Annotated in this window: 17 protein-coding genes; 13 read left to right on the top strand and 4 right to left on the bottom strand. The window is 66.3% G+C overall.

The annotated features are described in order from the left end of the window. Positions 1–6: 6 nt before the first annotated feature. Both VIL42_05590 and ssb read left to right on the top strand, forming a co-directional pair. Positions 7–1854 (top strand): ferrous iron transporter B, encoded by a 1848-nt coding sequence (locus tag VIL42_05590; GenBank protein HEY8592326.1) that lies wholly within the window; start codon positions 7–9, stop codon positions 1852–1854. Between the two features lie 27 nt (positions 1855–1881). Beyond that, a complete protein-coding gene (ssb, locus tag VIL42_05595; GenBank protein HEY8592327.1) occupies positions 1882–2379 on the top strand; it encodes a single-stranded DNA-binding protein in 498 nt (165 codons plus the stop codon). Here ssb and VIL42_05600 read toward each other — a convergent pair. Both VIL42_05600 and VIL42_05605 read right to left on the bottom strand, forming a co-directional pair. Beyond that, positions 2376–2897, bottom strand: coding sequence for a DUF177 domain-containing protein (locus tag VIL42_05600; GenBank protein HEY8592328.1), 522 nt, complete (start codon positions 2895–2897; stop codon positions 2376–2378). The two genes, ssb and VIL42_05600, sit on opposite strands and share 4 nt — an antisense overlap. Then, positions 2894–3481 carry a ubiquinol-cytochrome C chaperone family protein gene (locus VIL42_05605; GenBank protein HEY8592329.1) on the bottom strand — a complete coding sequence of 196 codons (588 nt, stop codon included), beginning with the start codon at positions 3479–3481 and terminating at the stop codon, positions 2894–2896. The genes VIL42_05600 and VIL42_05605 overlap by 4 nt, the downstream gene beginning before the upstream one ends. Before the next feature lie 66 nt (positions 3482–3547). Between VIL42_05605 and VIL42_05610 the strand changes: the two genes are divergently transcribed. From VIL42_05610 to VIL42_05625, 4 genes are read left to right on the top strand one after another with little or no spacing between them, the layout of a single operon-like run. Further along, positions 3548–4024 carry an outer membrane protein assembly factor BamE gene (locus tag VIL42_05610; protein ID HEY8592330.1) on the top strand — a complete coding sequence of 159 codons (477 nt, stop codon included), beginning with the start codon at positions 3548–3550 and terminating at the stop codon, positions 4022–4024. Positions 4025–4067: 43 nt separating this feature from the next. Next, positions 4068–4835 carry a tryptophan 2,3-dioxygenase gene (locus VIL42_05615; protein ID HEY8592331.1) on the top strand — a complete coding sequence of 256 codons (768 nt, stop codon included), beginning with the start codon at positions 4068–4070 and terminating at the stop codon, positions 4833–4835. Next, complete coding sequence (locus tag VIL42_05620) at positions 4832–5989, top strand: aminotransferase class V-fold PLP-dependent enzyme (GenBank protein ID HEY8592332.1); 1158 nt, start codon at positions 4832–4834, stop codon at positions 5987–5989. Before VIL42_05615 ends, VIL42_05620 begins: the two co-directional genes overlap by 4 nt. Next, positions 5986–7248 carry an MFS transporter gene (locus VIL42_05625; protein HEY8592333.1) on the top strand — a complete coding sequence of 421 codons (1263 nt, stop codon included), beginning with the start codon at positions 5986–5988 and terminating at the stop codon, positions 7246–7248. Before VIL42_05620 ends, VIL42_05625 begins: the two co-directional genes overlap by 4 nt. Positions 7249–7404: 156 nt before the next feature. On the opposite strand, the gene VIL42_05630 is transcribed toward VIL42_05625, so the two are convergent. Continuing rightward, positions 7405–7743 carry a hypothetical protein gene (locus VIL42_05630; protein ID HEY8592334.1) on the bottom strand — a complete coding sequence of 113 codons (339 nt, stop codon included), beginning with the start codon at positions 7741–7743 and terminating at the stop codon, positions 7405–7407. Between VIL42_05630 and VIL42_05635 the strand changes: the two genes are divergently transcribed. The 7 genes from VIL42_05635 to VIL42_05665 all read left to right on the top strand — a co-directional run bounded on the left by VIL42_05635 (position 7720) and on the right by VIL42_05665 (position 17276). Then, positions 7720–8892 (top strand): hypothetical protein, encoded by a 1173-nt coding sequence (locus tag VIL42_05635; GenBank protein HEY8592335.1) that lies wholly within the window; start codon positions 7720–7722, stop codon positions 8890–8892. The two genes, VIL42_05630 and VIL42_05635, sit on opposite strands and share 24 nt — an antisense overlap. Before the next feature lie 92 nt (positions 8893–8984). Beyond that, a complete protein-coding gene (locus VIL42_05640; protein ID HEY8592336.1) occupies positions 8985–9605 on the top strand; it encodes a fasciclin domain-containing protein in 621 nt (206 codons plus the stop codon). A 76-nt stretch (positions 9606–9681) separates the two neighbouring features. Next, positions 9682–10785, top strand: coding sequence for a DNA polymerase III subunit beta (gene dnaN, locus VIL42_05645; protein ID HEY8592337.1), 1104 nt, complete (start codon positions 9682–9684; stop codon positions 10783–10785). 138 nt (positions 10786–10923) lie between these two features. Next, positions 10924–11979: a DNA replication/repair protein RecF gene (gene recF, locus VIL42_05650; protein HEY8592338.1), complete on the top strand. Its 1056-nt coding sequence runs from the start codon at positions 10924–10926 to the stop codon at positions 11977–11979. Positions 11980–12187: 208 nt separating this feature from the next. Beyond that, positions 12188–13582 carry a DEAD/DEAH box helicase gene (locus tag VIL42_05655; GenBank protein HEY8592339.1) on the top strand — a complete coding sequence of 465 codons (1395 nt, stop codon included), beginning with the start codon at positions 12188–12190 and terminating at the stop codon, positions 13580–13582. A gap of 366 nt (positions 13583–13948) precedes the next feature. Beyond that, positions 13949–16477 carry a DNA topoisomerase (ATP-hydrolyzing) subunit B gene (gyrB, locus tag VIL42_05660; protein HEY8592340.1) on the top strand — a complete coding sequence of 843 codons (2529 nt, stop codon included), beginning with the start codon at positions 13949–13951 and terminating at the stop codon, positions 16475–16477. 73 nt (positions 16478–16550) lie between these two features. Continuing rightward, a complete protein-coding gene (locus VIL42_05665) occupies positions 16551–17276 on the top strand; it encodes an endonuclease/exonuclease/phosphatase family protein (protein HEY8592341.1) in 726 nt (241 codons plus the stop codon). On the opposite strand, the gene rpoN is transcribed toward VIL42_05665, so the two are convergent. Then, the gene (rpoN, locus tag VIL42_05670) at positions 17273–18727 is read right to left on the bottom strand and encodes an RNA polymerase factor sigma-54 (GenBank protein ID HEY8592342.1); all 1455 of its coding nucleotides are present in this window, start codon (positions 18725–18727) and stop codon (positions 17273–17275) included. The genes VIL42_05665 and rpoN overlap by 4 nt on opposite strands. Positions 18728–18733: the final 6 nt, after the last annotated feature.

Here is an 18733-nt window from a genome sequence, read left to right on the forward strand (position 1 = left end):
CTTCACGTGAACCCGCTTCCGCTCGTCGCCATGGCCGGCAGCCCGAATGCTGGCAAAAGCGCGCTCTTCAACGCGCTCACCGGCGCTCGCCAGAAGGTCGGCAATTATCCCGGCGTCACGGTGGAGCGGCACTCCGGGCGGATGACCCTCGGCGACGGCCGGCCGGTCGAACTGGTCGACCTTCCGGGCGCCTATAGTCTCGATCCGGCAAGCCTCGATGAAGCGGTCACCCGCGACGTGCTGCTCGGCAAGCAGCAGGGCGAGCGCCAGCCCGATGCATTGGTGGTGGTGCTCGATGCGTCGAACCTCGACAACCACCTCCGCTTTGCGCTCCAACTGATCGAATTGGGCCTGCCGACGATCGTCGCCTTGAACATGGTCGATCTCGCCAAGCGGGACGGGCTCGAGCTCGACGCGGCCGCTCTGTCGCGCGAGCTCGGCGTGCCGGTCCTGGAGACCGTCGCCGTGCGCCGCCGCGGCATCGCCGAACTTGGGCAGGCGCTCGACGAGCTGCTCGCCGGGCCGGTCCGGCGGCCGATGCCGGCCACGCCGAGCGACCTCATCCACCTGCAGCGCCGCGCGCGCGAAATTGCGACAGCGGCAGTAATCAGCGAAACGCCGGTCCGGCGTTGGACTCACCGGCTCGACAGCGTGCTTCTGCATCCCGTCGCGGGTCCGATCATCCTCGCGCTGGTGATGTTCGTGATGTTTCAGGCCGTGTTCGCCTGGAGCGAGACGCCGATCGCCTGGATCGAGAGCGGCGTCGCCTGGCTGTCCGACCTCGCAAGCCGCGCGGTCCCGGAAGGGCTGCTGCGCTCGATGGTCGTGGACGGCGCCATCGCGGGTGTCGGTGCCGTCATCACTTTCCTGCCGCAGATCCTGATCCTGTTCTTCTTCATCCTGCTGCTCGAGGGCACCGGTTATATGGTGCGGGCGGCGTTCCTGATGGACCGGCTGATGCACGGCGTGGGCCTGTCCGGCCGGGCCTTCATCCCACTCTTGTCGAGCTTCGCTTGCGCAGTGCCGGGCATCATGGCGACGCGGACCATCGACAATGAAAAGGATCGGCTGACGACCATCCTGATCGCCCCGCTGATGACCTGCTCGGCTCGGCTTCCGGTCTACACATTGCTGATCGCCGCGTTCATCCCGAACCGTCAGCTGGTGTGGGGGGTCGGCCTCCAGGGCACCGTCATGTTCGCCCTCTACGTCAGCGGCATCCTCGGTGCGCTTGGCGCTGCCTTCGTGCTCCGCCGCGGCGTGCTCAAGGGCGGCAGCAGCGGATTCATGATGGAGCTTCCGAAATACCAGCTCCCGCCGCTGAAGGACGTCGCAATCGGCCTCCTCACCCGCGCCGAGATTTTCCTGAAGCGCGCGGGCACCATCATTCTCGGCACCACGATCGTCTTGTGGGCGCTCGCGAGCGTGCCGCAAGCTGGCCCCGGCGAGAAACAGAGCGAAGTGTCGATTGCCGGAAAGATCGCCAGCGGCATCGAGGTCGTCGTGCGGCCGATCGGTTTCAACCACGACATCGCGCTTGCGCTGCTTCCGGCAATGGCCGCGCGCGAAGTGGCGGTCAGCGCCATCGCGACCGTCTATTCGCTCGACTCCGACGATGAGGAAGCGATCGAGAAAAGCCTTGCCGAGCGGCTTCGCCACGCCTGGCCTCTGCCCACCGCTTTGGCGTTCCTCGCCTGGTTCGTGTTCGCGCCGCAATGTGTGTCGACCATCGCGGTCACGCGCCGCGAGACGAACGGCTGGAAATGGCCGCTCTTCATGATCGGCTACTTATTCGCCTTGGCCTACATCGCGGCGGGTCTGACCTATTGGACGGCGGTGGCGCTCGGCCTATAGCCGCTTTCGAGGAAGAGGAGAGCGACGATGGCGGGCGTGAACAAGGTGATTCTGGTCGGCAATTTGGGTGCAGACCCGGAGTCGCGTTCGTTCAGCAATGGCGGGGAGGTCGTGAACCTCCGCATCGCTACCTCGGAGACCTGGAAGGACCGCGACGGCAACCGCCAGGAAAAGACCGAATGGCATTCGGTCGCCATCTTCAACGAGAACCTCGGCCGGGTCGCCAAGAACTATCTGCGCAAGGGCTCCAAGGTTTACGTCGAAGGACAGCTGCAGACCCGCAAGTGGCAGGACCAGTCGGGCAACGACCGCTACACGACCGAGATCGTGCTGCAGAAGTTCCGCGGCGAGCTCGTCCTGCTCGACAGCCGTGAAGGCGCGGGCGGCGGCCGCGGCTCATTCGGCGGCGGCAGCGACAGCTATGACGATTTCGGCGGCGGCAGCTCGAGCGGCAGCCAGCGCAGCCAGTCGCGTCCGCAGCCGGCGGCGTTCGACACCGATCTGGACGACGACGTCCCCTTTTAAGAATCGCTGCCCTTCTTGAGGGCGGCAAGCGCGGCGAACGGCCCCGCTTGCTCTTCGGTCAGGACGCCCGCTTCCTTCAGCGCGACCTCCGCGCCTGCGCTGCGCGGATAAGGATCGACGCTCAGCGCCAGCGTGTCGGCGATCGCGCCGCCGAGATCGATCTGCGCCCCGTCGTAGAAAACTGTGTCGCAATCTTCCGCGCCGAGCTCGATCTCCTCGTCCGGAGCCGACGTCTCAGGCTCCGGCATGAACAGGAGCGCGAAGGGTTCGTCGACATGGCCGGCGACCGGCTCGCCGGTGACGACGCAATTCTGGTCGAGCGCCGCGCTCAGGCGGCCCTCGGCGCGCACGATCTCACCGGTGCGCGACAGCACCACATGAGCCTCCAGCCGTTCGAGGCCGGCAAGCCCGAGCCGCTCGCCGATCGCCTTGCGCTCGGCGTCGTCGGCAATCAGGTCCAGCCGCTCGCCGTCGCGGATCTGGTCCAGGCGCAGCTGATGGGCAAATCGGTCGCTCATTCCACGCGTCCCTTCTCGATGTCGGCAAGGCTCGCTTGGTCGAGCCGGGCCCAAAGTTCGCGCAGCGCGGCAGCGGCGTGATCCAGCGCTTCCTCGGCTGCCTCCCCTTTGAACAGACTGTCGCGTGCAGCCTCGCGCCAGTCACCTTCACCGGCCACCGCCGTCCGCCACAGCTCGGTGCGCCGAGCCAGCGATCCGACTAGTTTGCGCACGGTCTTGCCGAGCGTCGGGTCGCCGAGGCCCAGTTCGCGATGCTCCGATTCCATCACTTCGATGAAACGCTCGGTGACGGCCACCGAGGCGGCATTGCCGGCCTGCCCCTCGGCTTCGAGCCGAACCAGGACCAGCGCCTGCACCGTCGTCAGCACCGCAAAGCGCCCGTCGAGCGTGTCGGCTACGCCGCCCTCGACATACCAATGGGGCCGGCGCGCGATCGCGGTCACCGCTTCGAACAGGTCAGCGCCGCGCTGCGGGTCCGCCGTTAATCTCCGGAACAGGAAGTTCAGCATAGCGTCCTTGGGTTCGGGCAGCGCTTGCGCCTGCAGCCAGCCGCGGCATATGAGGCGCGCACGCGACTTGCTCAAGCACGCTTGATAGTAAGAAGCGACAAGGGCAGCCGCTGAGCGGTCCGCAGAAGGAACATGATGCACATGAAGTTCGGGTCGTTCGGCGTCGCCACCATCGCACTTGCAGCGCTGCTCGCCTCGGGCTGCGCCACCAATCGGATGCACAAGGGCGCGGTGATCGATCGGGAACTGGCAAGCGCGATTCAGCCAGGCGTCGATAACAAGACGTCGGTGCAGAAGGTTTTGGGCACGCCGACGCTGACCGGCACGTTCACGCCGAACGACTGGTATTATGTCTCGCGCGATACCAACCAGCTCGCGTTCCGCAGTCCGCGGGTATCCAGGCAGACGGTGCTCCTGGTCCGCTTCGACCAGGCGGGCAACGTCGTGTCGACCCAGCAGACCGGCCGGGAATTGGTGCTCAACGTCGATCCGTCCGGGCGCGAAACCCCGACCTTCACCGGCAAGCGCGGCTTCTTCGAGGAGCTGTTCGGCGGCATCGGCCAGGTCGGCGGGCTCGGCGGCGCGCCGGCCAGTGATGGCGGCGGCGCCCCGCAATAGCGGATCTGCTTCCGCAACTCCGGCCTTTGTCCTAAGCCGGGGCATGACCGCGACGCCCGCCGGCATGACCTATGCCGACTATCTGAAGCTCGATCAGCTCCTGTCGGCGCAGCAGCCGCTGTCGCCCCTTCACGACGAGATGCTGTTCATCGTCATTCACCAGACAAAAGAGCTGTGGATGAAGGAGATGCTTCACGAGTTGGTGCTGGCGATCCGCCTGGTCGGCGAGGAAAGGTTCGCCGAAGGCTATAAGGCGATGGCGCGGATCAGCCGCATCCAGGCGGTGATGACGCTGTCGTGGGACGTTCTCGCCACCCTCACGCCCGTCGATTACATGAAGTTCCGCGACGTGCTCGGCACCAGTTCCGGCTTCCAGTCCGCGCAGTTTCGCGAAATCGAATACCGGCTGGGCCTGAAGAACCCCGCCTTCGTCGAACATTATGCTGACGGGTCGAACGAGCGTGCGCGCCTCAGCCTCGCTCTCGACGAACCAAGCCTTCGCGACGCGGCGGTCGCCGCGCTCGAACGTGTCGGCTTCGACATTGGGGACGGTTCCGTGGAGGCGCTCGCCGGCGCCTGGGTCCAAGTCTACCGCGATGCCGACCGCTGGTTCGAGCTCTACGAGCTTGCCGAAAAGCTGGTCGACATCGACGACGCGCTCGCCGCCTGGCGCCACAAGCATGTGCTGACCGTGGAGCGCATCATCGGCAACAAGCGGGGGACCGGGGGCTCGGCCGGCGCCGCCTACCTCCGCTCGACGCTCGACAAGCGCGTGTTCCCGGAGCTGTGGTCGCTAAGGACGGAGCTTTGACCTTCAAGCCGCTGTTCAGCCGCAGCCTCGCGGCCGACCCGACGCGCCTCCACTTCGCCGCACACAGCCACCATCTGTGGCCCGACGCGGCGCTCGCGGGTCATGCCCAGGCCGGCGAAGACGCCGCGCGTCTCGCCGACCGCAAATGGGACAAGGTGATGGGCGAGGTCTGGCCCGAAGCCCAGGCCCATGTCGCGCGCGAGATCGGCACCGATGACCCGGACGCCATCGTCTTTTCCTCCAATACCCACGACTTCCTCGTGCGGCTCTTCTCGGTCGTTCCGCGCACCGGGCGGCTGAAGGTGCTGACCACCGATGGCGAATTCCACAGTGCGCGGCGGCAGCTCGCCCGATGGGAAGAGGCGGGCACCGTCGAGGTGGAGCGCGTCGCCGCCGAGCCCTTCGAGACTTTGGGCGACCGCTTCATCGAGCGCGCCCGCTCCGGCGATCATGAGCTGATCCTCGTCAGCGAGCTGCTGTTCGGCTCCGGCGCATTGTTCCAGCCGCTTTCCGAACTGACTGCGCTCGGGCGTCCCGAGGGACCGTGGGTCGTCGTCGACGGCTACCATTCCTTCATGGCCATCGAAGCGCCGTTCGCGGAGGCGGCCGGCGACCGCGCCTTCTTCCTCGGCGGCGCGTACAAATATGCGATGTCGGGCGAAGGCGCGGCCTTCATGCATGCGCCCCCGGGATACGGCCTACGTCCCTATGTCACCGGCTGGTTCGCCGAGTTCGAGGATTTAAGCCTGCCGCCGGGCGCCGTCGGCTATGCGCCCGACGCGCGGCGATTCCTCGGCGCCACCTTCGACCCGTCGGCGCTTTACCGGTTCAACGCGGTCCAAAGGATGCTTCGGGAGAACGGCCTCACCACGGCCCGCATCTCCGGCCACGCCGCAACCCTCCAGAAGCGCCTGCTGGAGCAGCTGGACCGCACCCCGCTCGCCGATGCCGAGCTGCTCAACCCCCTGACCGAGGGGCCGCATGCCCGCTTCCTCGCCTTCCGCAGCCCCGACGCGCAGCGCTGGTACGAGCGGCTGAAGGCCAAGAATGTCATCACCGACGTGCGCGGGCAGGTGCTCCGGATCGGCTTCGGAATCTACCAGGACGACGGCGACGTCGATGCCCTCGTCTCCCATCTCGAGGGCTTGCGATGATCAGGGCTTCACCGGCGCAACGCAGTGCCAGGCTCGTCCTGGCTCTTCTGCTCGTCGCCTACATCTTCAACTTCCTCGACCGGCAGATCCTCGGCATTCTCCTGGAGCCGATCAAGAAGGACCTGCAGCTCAGCGACAGTGAGCTCGGCGTTCTCACCGGTGCGGCTTTCGCACTCGTCTACAGCCTGTTCGGCATCCCGCTGGCGGTGCTTGCCGACCGCACCAGCCGAGCAGCCGTGATTACCGGCGCGCTTGCCGTCTGGTCGGGCTTCACGGCACTGTGCGGCGCCGCCGCAGGTTTCGGCCAGCTGTTCCTTTGCCGGCTCGGGGTCGGCCTTGGCGAAGCCGGCGGCGTTGCCCCGTCCTACGCTTTGATCTCCGACTATTTCCCGCCCGAACGGCGGGCCCGCGCCATGGCCATTTTCTCGCTCGGCGTGCCGATCGGACTGGGCAGCGGCGCTATCTTCGGCTCGTGGATCGCCTCCGCGTTCGACTGGCGTACCGCCTTCATCGTCATGGGCGCGTTCGGCCTGCTCCTCGCGCCTGTGTTCGCCTTCGTCGTCCGCGACCGGCCGCGGCCGCAGGGCAGCGCTGCGCCCGCCATGCGCGACCTGACGGCGACCTTCGCCCTGCTCGCGCGCAAGCCGAGCTTCTGGCTGATGGCGTTCGGCGCCTCCTTGAGCTCGCTGTGCGGCTACGGTCTCGCCACCTGGGTCGCCTCGATCCTGATCCGCAGCTTCGGCATGAGCCTCAGCGGCGCCGGGCAGTTCCTGGGATCGCTGCTGCTGATCGGCGGCACCGTCGGCGTCTTCATGGGCGGCTGGCTGGCCGACCGCCTCGGCCGCCGCGACCGCCGCTGGTACGCCTGGCTCCCCGCGATCGCGTGGCTGATCACTGCGCCGCTCTACGCCGCCGGACTGATGACCGAGAACCTGACTGTGGTCTGGGCGCTCCTTCTCGTCCCGAACGCGCTCAACATCCTGTGGCTGGGCCCGATCACGACGGCGGTCCAGCACCTCGTCGAACAGCCGATGCGAGCGACGGCAAGCGGGGCCTTCCTGCTGATCAACAATCTCGTCGGCCTCGGCGCTGGGCCACTGCTGATCGGCGCGATCAGCGACTCCTTGCGCGCGACCTATGGTGCGGATTCGCTGCGGATCGCCGCCCTTGCGGTCCTCGCATTCTATCTCGTGGCCGCCGCACTCCTCTACCTGGCCGGCAAGCGGCTGCGCGGCGACTGGATCGACGAACGCGCCTGAGGGGCGCTTCGCCGCAACGCCCAACTATCTGAACAGCAAAGCAATTTGCGGTTCACCCTGGCGCGGTAGGGTGCCGGTTCCAATCGTTGAGACGTGGGAACGGCGCTCCTGGAGAGCCGTTCTTGCCGTCCGAAAGGAGTTTTTGTGATGACCAGGCTATTTCTCGCCGCAGGCGTTGCCGCCCTCGCAATCGCGACGCCGGCTGCCGCGGGCCCACATGGTGGCGGCGGCCCCAAGGGCGAGCAGGCGAAAGGACATGGCGGCGGCCAGCACGGTAACGTCCAGCGTGGCGGCGGCGGTGGCCAACAGGCCAAGGCGCAGCGCGGCGGCGGCCAGATGGCTCCGCCGCAGCAGGTGCGCGTGGAACGCCAGCAGGCGCGCCCGCAGCAGATGCGGCAGGCGCAGCGTATCGAACGCCAGCAGGCTCGTCCCCAGCAGTTCAGGCAGGCCCAGCGCATCGAGCGTCAGCAGATGCGGATCGAACAGCCTCGCCACGCCAATGTCCGCAAGGCGGAGCGTCAGCAGATGCGCGCTGAACGCCAGCAGGTAAGGAATTTCGAGCGCAAGCAGATGCGCGCCGATCGCGGTCAGGCGAAGAATCTCGACCGCCAGCAGGTCCGGATCGAACGCCAGGCGCAGCGCCTGAACACGCGCGACATGCGGATCGACAATCGTGAGATCCGTGACGTCCGCATGGGCGCAAACGGCCAGGGCTATGGCGTTGGCGGGTGCCCGCCGGGGCTGGCCGGCAAGGGCTGCATGCCGCCGGGGACCGCGCGAAACGACCAGCTGCAGGCGCTTCGCCGCGTCAATGCCGAGGCATTCCAGACCAGCCGCCTCCAGCTGCTGATGCCGCAGACGCGCATTCTCGCGCCGACCGAGGCGCTGCGCTACATCGGTGCGCCGCTTTCGACCGTTCGCAACTATGTGCCGCTCGCGGCGCTGCCGGCTTCCGTCGGCTATCTCTATCCGGAAACGCAGGATTATTATTACCGCTACGGCGACGGCTATCTCTACCAGGTCGATCGGTCTAACGACCTGATCTCGTCGCTCCTGCCGCTGCTCGGCGGCGGCTACCTGCCCGGCACCTATCTGCCGCAGCAGTATATGAGCAGCTACGTGCCGGACTATTACGGGCTGAACAGCTTCTACCCGGCCAGCTACAGCGAATACGGCGGCTATTCGGACTATTACGGCAACACCTGTAACCGCTACGCCAATGGCGTGGTCTACCAGGTCGACTGCGGCTCCGGCCTCGTCCAGAACATCGTTCCGACCTATGCGTCGGGCTATGGTGTCGGGCAGATGCTGCCGTCGTCGTACAGCTACTACAACGTGCCGACGCAGTATCGCAGCATGTACTATCCGACCGACGACCGATCCTATTGGTACGCGCCGGGTGCGATCTACCAGTACGATCCGTCGAGCAGCCTGATCACGTCGGTTGCGGCGCTGCTTTCGCCGGGCTTCTCGATCGGGCAGCCGCTTCCGGCCGGGTACAATATGTACAACGTGCCGATGGCGTATCGCAGCACCTACTACGACACGCCGAACGCCTGGTACCGTTACAACAACGGCAACATCTACCAGGTCGACCCGACGACGCAGCTGGTGACGGCGATCGTTGCTTCGCTGCTGACCTAAGCGGTATCGGCATCAGCGCTTTGACTTGGCCCGGTGTGGAACCCAATCCACGCCGGGCCATTTCGCGTTCACAACAAAGAAGGAGCAAGCGCATGAGGAATCATGCACTCGCGTTCGGGGTTGCAGCGGCGGCGCTGCTTTCGCTCGGCGCGTGCAACAAGGACGGCGGCAACGGCAATGGCGCGCGCGACGTCCAGACGCCGCAGGCCGAAAAGGCGGCGGGCAACCAGACGATTGCGGCCGGCCTTCCCGCGAACAGCCAGTTCATGGCCGCCGCCAAGGCTGCAGGCCTCGACCAGACGCTCGCCGGCCCCGGCCCCTACACGGTCTTCGTGCCGACCGACGAAGCGATCGGCAAGGCGCCGCAGGGCACGTTCGCCGCGACCCCCGAAAACCGCGCTCAGCTGACCGGCACGATCACCAATTTGATCCTGCCGGGCACGGTCCTGGTCGCCGACATCGACAAGGCGATCGACGCCGGCAAGGGCAAGACGCCGCTCGCGACCATTAGCGGCGGTACGCTGACCGCCAGCAAGGAAGGCGGGCGCACCGTCCTAACCGACAGCGCCGGCAACAAGGCCGCTATCGTCCAGGCGGACCAGCAGTTCAGCAACGGCGTCGTCCACCAGCTCGACGCGCTGCTGGTGCCCGGCAAGTCCGGCGGCGCTGCGCCTGCAGTTGGCCAGAAGGCCGGACAGCAGCAGCAACCCTAAAGTCCCCACTTCCGCACGCGTGACGGGCCGCTATAGTCGTGCCGTCACGCGTGCGGAAAAATGGGGCAACGAAGCAATGAAAGCGACGATTGAGCGGGCGGTCCTCCTGAAGAGCCTCGGCCACGTCCAATCGGTCGTGGAGCGGCGCAACACCATTCCGATCCTCTCCAACGTGCTGTTGGAAGCGCGCGAGGACGGCTCGCTGCGGCTGATGGCCACCGACCTTGATCTCCAGGTCGACGAGAGCGTTCCGGCCGACGTTTCGCAGCCCGGCGCTACGACTGTCTCAGCCCACACCTTCTTCGACATCGTCCGCAAGCTGCCCGAAGGCAGCCAGGTCGAGCTGACCGCCGCGGAAGGCAAGATGCAGGTGATCGCCGGGCGCGCCCGCTTCAACCTGTCGACGCTTCCGCGCGACGATTTCCCGGTGATCGCCGAAGGCGACCTGCCGACCCGCTTCGAGCTTCCTGCGGCGACCCTCCGCCAGATCATCGAGAAGACGCGGTTCGCCATCTCCAGCGAAGAGACGCGTTACTATCTCATGGGCATCTTCTTCCATGTCGTTGACGACCAGATGCGGGCGGCCGCGACTGACGGGCACCGCCTCGCGCGGGTCACCGTCCCGCGCCCGGACGGCGCCGACGGCATGCCGGACGTCATCGTTCCGCGCAAAGCCGTGCAGGAGCTCTACCGCCTACTCGAAGAGCTCGAAGGCACGGTCGAAATTTCGCTGTCGCCGACCAAGATCCGCTTCGGCCTCGGCAGCGCGATCCTGACCAGCAAGCTGATCGACGGCACTTTCCCGGACTACAACCGAGTCATTCCGACCGCGAACGACAAGCTGCTGAAGCTTGACCCCAAGACCTTCGCCTCGGGCGTCGACCGCGTCTCGACCATCGCCAGCGAAAAGACCCGCGCGGTGAAGATCAGCGTCGACCGCGACAAGGTGACGCTTTCGGTTACCTCGCCGGAAAACGGGCTGGCGACTGAAGAGCTCGCGGCCGACTATGGATCGGACGGGATCGAGATTGGCTTCAACGCCAAATATCTTCTCGACATCCTTGGCGAGATCGACGGTGACACGGTCGAGGTCCACCTCGCCGACGCAGCCGCACCGACCTTGCTTCGCGAAAGCGACAAGTCGAACGCCCTCTACGTCCTCATGCCGATGCGCGTGTGAGCCGCCAACCATAAGCCAAGCGGAGCGAAGCGAGCGCGGCTTATGGGCGAGACGGCGAGCCGCGGACGGCCTGCAGCGTAGCTGACAGGACCGACGGCGCGGATTTACTCCGCGCCCGGACTGCCTAAGTCGTTACAAGTGCCCGTCAGCCGCCTGACACTGACCGATTTCCGATCCTACGGCTCGGCGACGCTCGAGCCGCGGGGCGGCTTCGTGCTGCTGTTCGGCGACAATGGCGCCGGCAAGACCAATCTCCTGGAGGCGGTGTCGATGCTCGCGCCGGGGCGCGGGCTTCGCGGTGCGCCGCTGTCGGAAATGGCGCGACGGGGCGGCAACGGCGCCTGGGCCGTCGCTGCGAGCCTCGATGGCACCGACCTCGGCACCGGAACCCTCGCGACTGCGCCGGAGCGTCGCCAGGTGCGCATCAATGGCGCCGCCACCTCGGTCAACAGCCTGTCCGAATGGCTGTCGATCCTGTGGCTGACACCGGCGATGGACCGCTTGTTCGCCGGTAGCACCGGGGAACGCCGCCGGTTCCTCGACCGGCTGGTGCTCGCGCTTGAACCCGGCCACGCCCATCATTCGACGCGTTACGATGCGGCGATGCGGGCGCGGAACAAGCTTCTGGCGCAGGAGCGGTGGGACGACAGCTGGGTCGCTTCGCTCGAAGCGGCGATGGCGGAGCATGGCGCCGCGATCGCAGAGGCGAGGGCGCGAACCGTGGCGGCGCTCGATGAACGCCTCGCCCACGCGCCTGAGGACGAATTCGCCCGCGCGTCGGTGTCGGTCGAAGGCTGGAGTGCGGCCGACCTTGCCGGCGCTCTTCGCACCAACCGCGGGCGGGACGCTGCGGCAGGTCGCGCGACCGAAGGACCGCACCGGCAGGACTTCGTCGTTCTCCACCGCGCGAAGCAAATGCCCGCCGCTCTATCCTCGACCGGGGAGCAGAAGGCGCTGCTGCTCGGCATCATCCTCGCCCATGCCGAGCTCGTTGCCGATCGCCGCGGCGCACCGCCGATCCTGCTTCTCGACGAAGTCGCCGCCCATCTCGACCCGAAGCGCCGGGCGGCCCTTTTCGCGCGCCTCGAAGGCCGGGGTCAGGTGTGGATGACGGCCACCGAAGCAGCGCTGTTCGACGGCATTGGAGCTGCCAGCCGCTTCCATGTGCAGGGCGGCTCGGTGACCGCAATCTGAGCCGGTCATGGACAATTAAGCTCTAGCCCCTATATTGCACCGCAACACGAGGCGCCTTGCAAGCGGCGTGATCGGTTCAACGCTTCGGCGGTAACCGGCCCGCGCCTCGACGGTTTGAAGTTCTCCACATCACGCGGGGTTCTTGTTTCTCCCGCTTACCGGGGGCGCAAGAGGCGCACCGGCTGAGCCTTCATGTGGAAGTTCATCAATGTCGTTTCATAACCTTGGCCTTTCGAAGGGCCTTCTCGCCGCGCTTGCGGCTAAGAATTACACCAAGGCCACCCCGATCCAGCTGCAGGCGATCCCGACGGTCCTGACCGGCCGCGACCTGCTCGGCATTGCCCAGACCGGTACCGGCAAGACCGCAGCCTTCATGCTGCCCTCGCTCGATCGCCTGGACGAAAACCGTCCGCAGTTCCTCAAGCCCGGCCAGATTCGAATGCTGGTGCTCGCCCCGACCCGCGAGCTCGCGGCCCAGATCGCCGCCAGCGCGGAGGCCTATGGCAAGAACATGAAGCTGTCGGTCGGCGTCATCTTCGGCGGCGTCCCGAACGGCAAGAGCGTGCGCACGGTGCAGCGTGGCCTTGACGTCCTGGTCGCGACCCCGGGGCGCCTGCTCGACCTCGTCGACCAGCGCGCCGTAGACCTTCGCAGCCTCGAAATCCTCGTCCTCGACGAGGCGGACCAGATGCTCGACCTCGGTTTCATTCATGCGCTGCGCCGGATCGTGGCGCTGGTCCCGCCGAAGCGCCAGACCTTGTTCTTTTCGGCCACCATGCCGAAGGCGATCAAGGAACTGGCCGACAAATATCTGACGAACCCGGCCGAAGTGTCAGTGACGCCCGCCGCGACCACCGTTGAGCGGATCGATCAGACCGTCACCATGGTTAACCAGGCCGAGAAAGCGGCACTGCTGTCGATGGTGCTGTGCCGTGAGCCGATCGAGCGCGCGCTCGTCTTCAGCCGCACCAAGCATGGCGCCGACAAGATCGTCCGCCAGCTCGAAGCAGCCGGCATCCCCTCGGGCGCGATCCACGGCAACAAGAGCCAGGCGCAGCGCGAGCGCGCGATTGCGCTGTTCCGCTCGGGCGAGCTGAAGGTGCTGATCGCGACGGACATCGCCGCGCGCGGGATCGACATCCCGGGCGTCAGCCACGTGGTGAACTTCGACCTGCCGGACGTGCCGGAACAATATGTCCACCGCATCGGCCGCACTGCGCGTGCCGGAGCCGATGGCATTGCGATCGCCTTCTGCAGCGCGGAAGAGCGCGGCAACCTGCGCGATATCGAGCGGACCACGCGTCAGAAGATCCAAGTGACTCCGCTTCCGGCGGACTTCAACGCGGCTGCCGAAGCGTTCAAGCGCCTGAAGCCGGCGCCCAAGCCGCAGCCGGAACGCACGCGTCCCGCGACCAAGTCGGACCGGCGCAACCAGACGCAGCAGCGCGCGACCCGTAACGAGCGCCCTGCCGGTCAGGGACAGCGCCATCCGCACCGCGCCGACGGCCATGCGGCGCATCGCCCTGAAGGCGGCCAGCCGAAGCGCCCGTTCCGCGGGCGGCGCCGGAGTGGCGGCGGCCAGCAGCGGAATGCCCGCGGCTAAGCGCGCAAGCTGACCCCCGCTGCCGGTGCCGCTAAAATGGCATTCGGCAGACGGGGAGGACATTGGTGCTTCATTTTCCGACAGTCGCGGCGCTTGCAGCTCTTGCCGTGCCGGCATCGGCGACAATGGAAAAAGCTGTCCTACATGCAGGTGCCTGTGCAACCTGCTCCAATGCTGTCCGCCGGTCCTCGCGAATCTTCGCATAGGCCGTCCGTCACCGCGAAGATTGGCCTTTCCACGGCCTCCCCGAGAGGCGGGTTTTCGCTGGATTCCGGCAAAAGTTCTCACGCGTGCACGCGTGCGCGTATGCGCGCGTGCACGCACACACGCGCGTGACTTCCGTGCCGGAATCCCTATATCTGGACTATGGCAACCGACCCCGAAAACAGCAGCAACGGAAACTCCTACGGCGCCGACAGCATCAAGGTGCTCAAGGGCCTCGACGCGGTGCGCAAGCGCCCCGGCATGTACATCGGCGACACCGATGACGGATCGGGCCTTCACCATATGGTGTTCGAAGTCAGCGACAATGCGATCGACGAGGCGCTCGCCGGCCATTGCGACCGGATCCTGATCCAGCTGAACCCCGACGGCTCGGTTACGGTCGAGGACAATGGCCGCGGCATTCCGACCGGCATTCACGCCGAGGAAGGCGTGTCGGCGGCCGAGGTCATCATGACCCAGCTTCACGCCGGCGGTAAGTTCGAAAACACCAGCGACGACAATGCCTACAAGGTCTCGGGCGGACTTCACGGCGTTGGCGTGTCGGTCGTCAACGCGCTTTCGGAATGGCTCGACCTTACGATCTGGCGCGACGGCGAGGAGCATTACATGCGCTTCCGCCACGGCGATGCCGAAGCGCCGCTGAAGGTCGTCGGCACGGCACCCGAAGGGAAGACCGGAACCCGCGTCACATTCCTGCCGAGCCCGGCAACGTTCAAGATCACCGACTTCGACTTCGAAAAGCTCGAGCATCGGTATCGCGAACTCGCGTTTCTCAATTCGGGCGTCCGGCTGATCCTCGCCGACGCGCGCCATGACGAGCGCGTCGAACATGAACTGTTCTACGAAGGCGGCATTGCCGCGTTCGTGAAATATCTCGACCGCGCCAAGAACGCGTTGTTTCCCGAACCCATTGCCATATCGGCGGTTCGCGACGGCATCGGCATCGACGTCGCGCTGGAATGGAATGATTCCTATTACGAGAACGTCCTGCCGTTCACGAACAACATCCCGCAGCGCGACGGCGGCACGCACATGGCCGCGTTCCGCGCAGCGCTGACCCGCACAATTAATGCGTATGCCGAAAAATCCGGTCTCCTGAAGAAGGAGAAGGTGACGCTCACCGGCGACGACATGCGCGAAGGGCTGACGGCCATCGTGTCCGTCAAGCTCCCCGACCCGAAGTTCAGCAGCCAGACCAAGGACAAGCTGGTCAGCTCGGAAGTCCGCCAGCCGCTCGAAAGCCTGATGAGCGACAAGATGACCGAGTGGCTGGAGGAAAATCCCCAGAACGCCCGCTCGATCATCCAGAAGGTGATCGACGCCGCCGCGGCGCGCGAGGCCGCCCGCAAGGCGCGCGAAGCGACCCGCAAGTCGGTGATGGGCGTCGCTTCCCTGCCCGGCAAACTCGCCGACTGCCAGGAACGCGATCCCACCAAGTGCGAACTGTTCCTGGTCGAGGGTGACAGCGCCGGCGGCTCGGCCAAGCAGGGCCGCAACCGCCACAATCAGGCGATCCTTCCGCTCAAGGGCAAGATCCTGAACGTCGAGCGGGCGCGCATGGACCGGATGCTCTCGTCCAAGGAAGTCGGGACGATGATCCAGGCGCTCGGCACCGGCATCGCGACGGGTATCGACCGCACCGGCTTCGACCTCGAAAAGCTGCGCTATCACAAGATCGTGATCATGACGGACGCCGACGTCGACGGCGCCCACATCCGCACCTTGCTGCTGACCTTCTTCTACCGGCAGATGCCGGAGCTGATCGAGAACGGGCACCTCTTCATCGCCCAGCCGCCGCTCTACAAGGTCGCGCGCGGGCGCTCCGAAATGTATCTCAAGGACGACGCGGCGCTCGACGATTATCTCGAAGAAGCCGGTCTCGAGGGGCTCGTGCTCGATACGCCTGAGGGCCAGCGTTCGGGGCGCGACCTCAAGGCGCTGGTCGACCACGCCCGCCGCATGCGCACACTGATGCGCTATGCGCCGCGCAAGTACGATCCGGCGCTGGTCGAAGCCTTGGCCATCAATGGCGCGCTCAAGCCCGACATCCAGGATAAGGGCCGTGCGGAGGCCGTCGCCAAGGTCGCCGAATGGCTCAATCGCGGCGACGCCGAAGCGACCTGGACAGGCGAGCTCGCGGCGGAGGGCGGGTACCTACTCAAGCGGCTGTGGCGCGGCGTTACCGACGCCTACATCATCGAGCCGAGCTTCCTGGTGTCCGCCGAGGCCCGCAAGCTCGACACGCTCGCTGGCGAGCAGGCGGGCGTTTACGCCAGCCCGCTGACGCTGCGGACGATGAAGAAGGGTGCCGCCGCCGAGCAGGAGCCGACCGTTGGCTCTGGTGAGGGCGACGAAGCCGCCGAGACTGCCGAGGCCGACAGGAAGGGCAAGCCGACGCCCGTCACGCGCCCGTCGGAGCTCCTCGACGCCGTGCTCGCTGCGGGGCGCAAGGGCCTGTCGATCCAGCGGTACAAGGGCCTTGGCGAGATGAACGCCGAGCAATTGTGGGAAACGACGCTTGATCCGGCGAACCGCTCGCTGCTTCGCGTCGAAGTCGCGCAGGCCGATGTCGCCGACGAGATCTTCACCCGGCTCATGGGCGATGTCGTCGAACCGCGGCGCGAGTTCATCCAGGACAACGCGCTCAGCGTCGCCAACCTAGACGTCTAGGAACCATTAGGACGCAACAGCTATTGGCGCAGGCGTGAGCAGCGGCACGTCGATCACCCTCGCGTCCTACAATATGCACAAGGCCGTCGGTCTCGACGGCCGGCGCGACCCGCATCGCGTGCTCCGCGTGCTTCAGGAGATCGACGCCGACATCGTCGCGCTCCAGGAGGCGGACAAGCGCGTCGGCGGGCGCGGGTCGACGGTTCCGCACGAGCTGATCGACAGCCACGGCCTCTACCAGCCGGTCCATCTCGGCGTCCGCCACAAGCGCCCGTTCGAAAGGGCGCGCGCTCATGCGGATCGGCTGCTGAAGGTCGATACGCGCAACATCGGCTGGCACGGCAATGCGATTCTGGTGAAGCGGCATATCGGCGTGCTCGACTGCGCCGCACTCGACTTGCCGACGCTCGAGCCGCGCGGCGCCGTGATGGCCGAGCTGCTGATCGGCGACCGGCCGCTCCGCGTCATCGGCATGCACCTCGACCTGTCGGGCCTGTGGCGCCGGCGCCAGATGCGCGCGATCCTGGAAACGATCGCCAGACGCCCGCAGCAGATGCCGACGGTGCTGATGGGCGACACCAACGAATGGCGCACCGCCGCGGGCTGCCTGAAGGATTTGGACGGCGAGTTCTGCATCGCGCCGACGGGCCCGAGCTTCCATGCTCGCCACCCGGTTGCCCAGCTCGACCGGATCATCGTCCACCGCGACCTCAACATCGAAGCGGCCGGCGTGCACATGAGCGCGGTCGCGCGTCGCGCCTCGGACCATCTGCCGATCTGGGCGCGGGTGAGCGCCTAGCCCGCGATCTTTCGCAATCGGCGGCGCTGGATCGACGATCCGATCCCCATCGCCTCGCGATATTTGACGACCGTGCGACGCGCGCAATCGAAGCCTTGTCTCTTGAGCAAAGCGGCAATCGCATCGTCGCTGAGGATCTCGTCCTCGGCAGCGATCAGCTGCTTGATCGCCGCCTTCACCGCTTCGGCAGCCGCGCCATCGCCTTGGGCCGATTGGACGCCGGAACCGAAGAAATATTTGAGTTCGTAGAGGCCGCGGTCGCACAGCAGATATTTGTTCGAGGTTACGCGGCTGACCGTGGATTCGTGCATGCCGATCGCGTCGGCGACGTCGCGCAGCGTCATCGGCTTCATCGCCGACACACCGACTTCGAAGAAGCCTTGTTGCCGCTTCACGATCTCGGACACGACCTTGACGATTGTCCGCGCCCGCTGGTCGAGCGCTTTCACCAGCCAATTGGCGGTCTGTAGGCATTCGCTCAGCCAGGCGCGCGACGCCTTGTCCTGAGGCCCCGACTTTAGCTCCTGATAATAGCGGCGGTTGACCAGCAGCCGCGGCAGCGTCGCCTGGTTGAGTTCCACGGCGAAACCGGCGCGAGTGCGGCGCACGAAAACGTCGGGCGTCACCTCCGTCGCCGCTCCGCCTGAAAAACGGCAGCCGGGCTTTGGATCATAAGCGCGCAGCTCGCGGATCATGTCGGCGAGGTCCTCGTCGTCGACGCCGCAGATGCGCTTGAGGTCGTTGGTGCGGCCCTTCGACAGCAGGTCGAGATTGTCGATCAGCCGCGCCATCGCGGGATCGTAGCGATCGGCCGCCTTGGCCTGCAGCGCCAGGCATTCGGCGAGCGATCGCGCGCCGACTCCCGCCGGGTCGAGCCCCTGCACCGCTTCCAGAGCTCGCCGCACGAGGTCGAGCGGCGCGCCGGTCAAATCGGCGATCTGGTCGAGCGGGACTGTCAGATAGCCGGTCTCATCGACCGTCTCGGCAATGATCCGCGCGAGATCGCCGACATCGCCGGAGAGCCCGTGCAGCTGGTCGACAAGATGCTCGGACAGCGACGCCGCCGTATATTGAAGCCGATCGAAATCAAAGGCTTCGTCGCTTGCCGATGACGTCACGACGTCGGAAAAGCTGTCGGTCTCGAGCGCTTCGCTTTGCCAGTCCATGTCCAGCGGCCGGTCGTCATCGGCCTGGCCCATGATCAGGTCATCTGCGCCCGGATCTTCAGGCGCATCGTCGGAATCATGCTCATCAGCACCGAAATCGCCGCCGCTCCCCTCGTCCGGCTCCCCTGCCGCAGCTTCGAGCAAAGGGTTCTTCGACAGTTCCTCGGCGAGGTACCCGTCGAGTTCGAGATTGCTCAGTTGCAGCAGCTGGATGGCCTGCCGCAGCTGCGGCGTGAGGACCAACTGCTGCGACTGGCGGATGCTGAGGGAGGGGCCCAAACCCATGATCAG

It is taken from the genome of Sphingomicrobium sp., from assembly GCA_036563485.1.
GTDB lineage: Bacteria > Pseudomonadota > Alphaproteobacteria > Sphingomonadales > Sphingomonadaceae > Sphingomicrobium.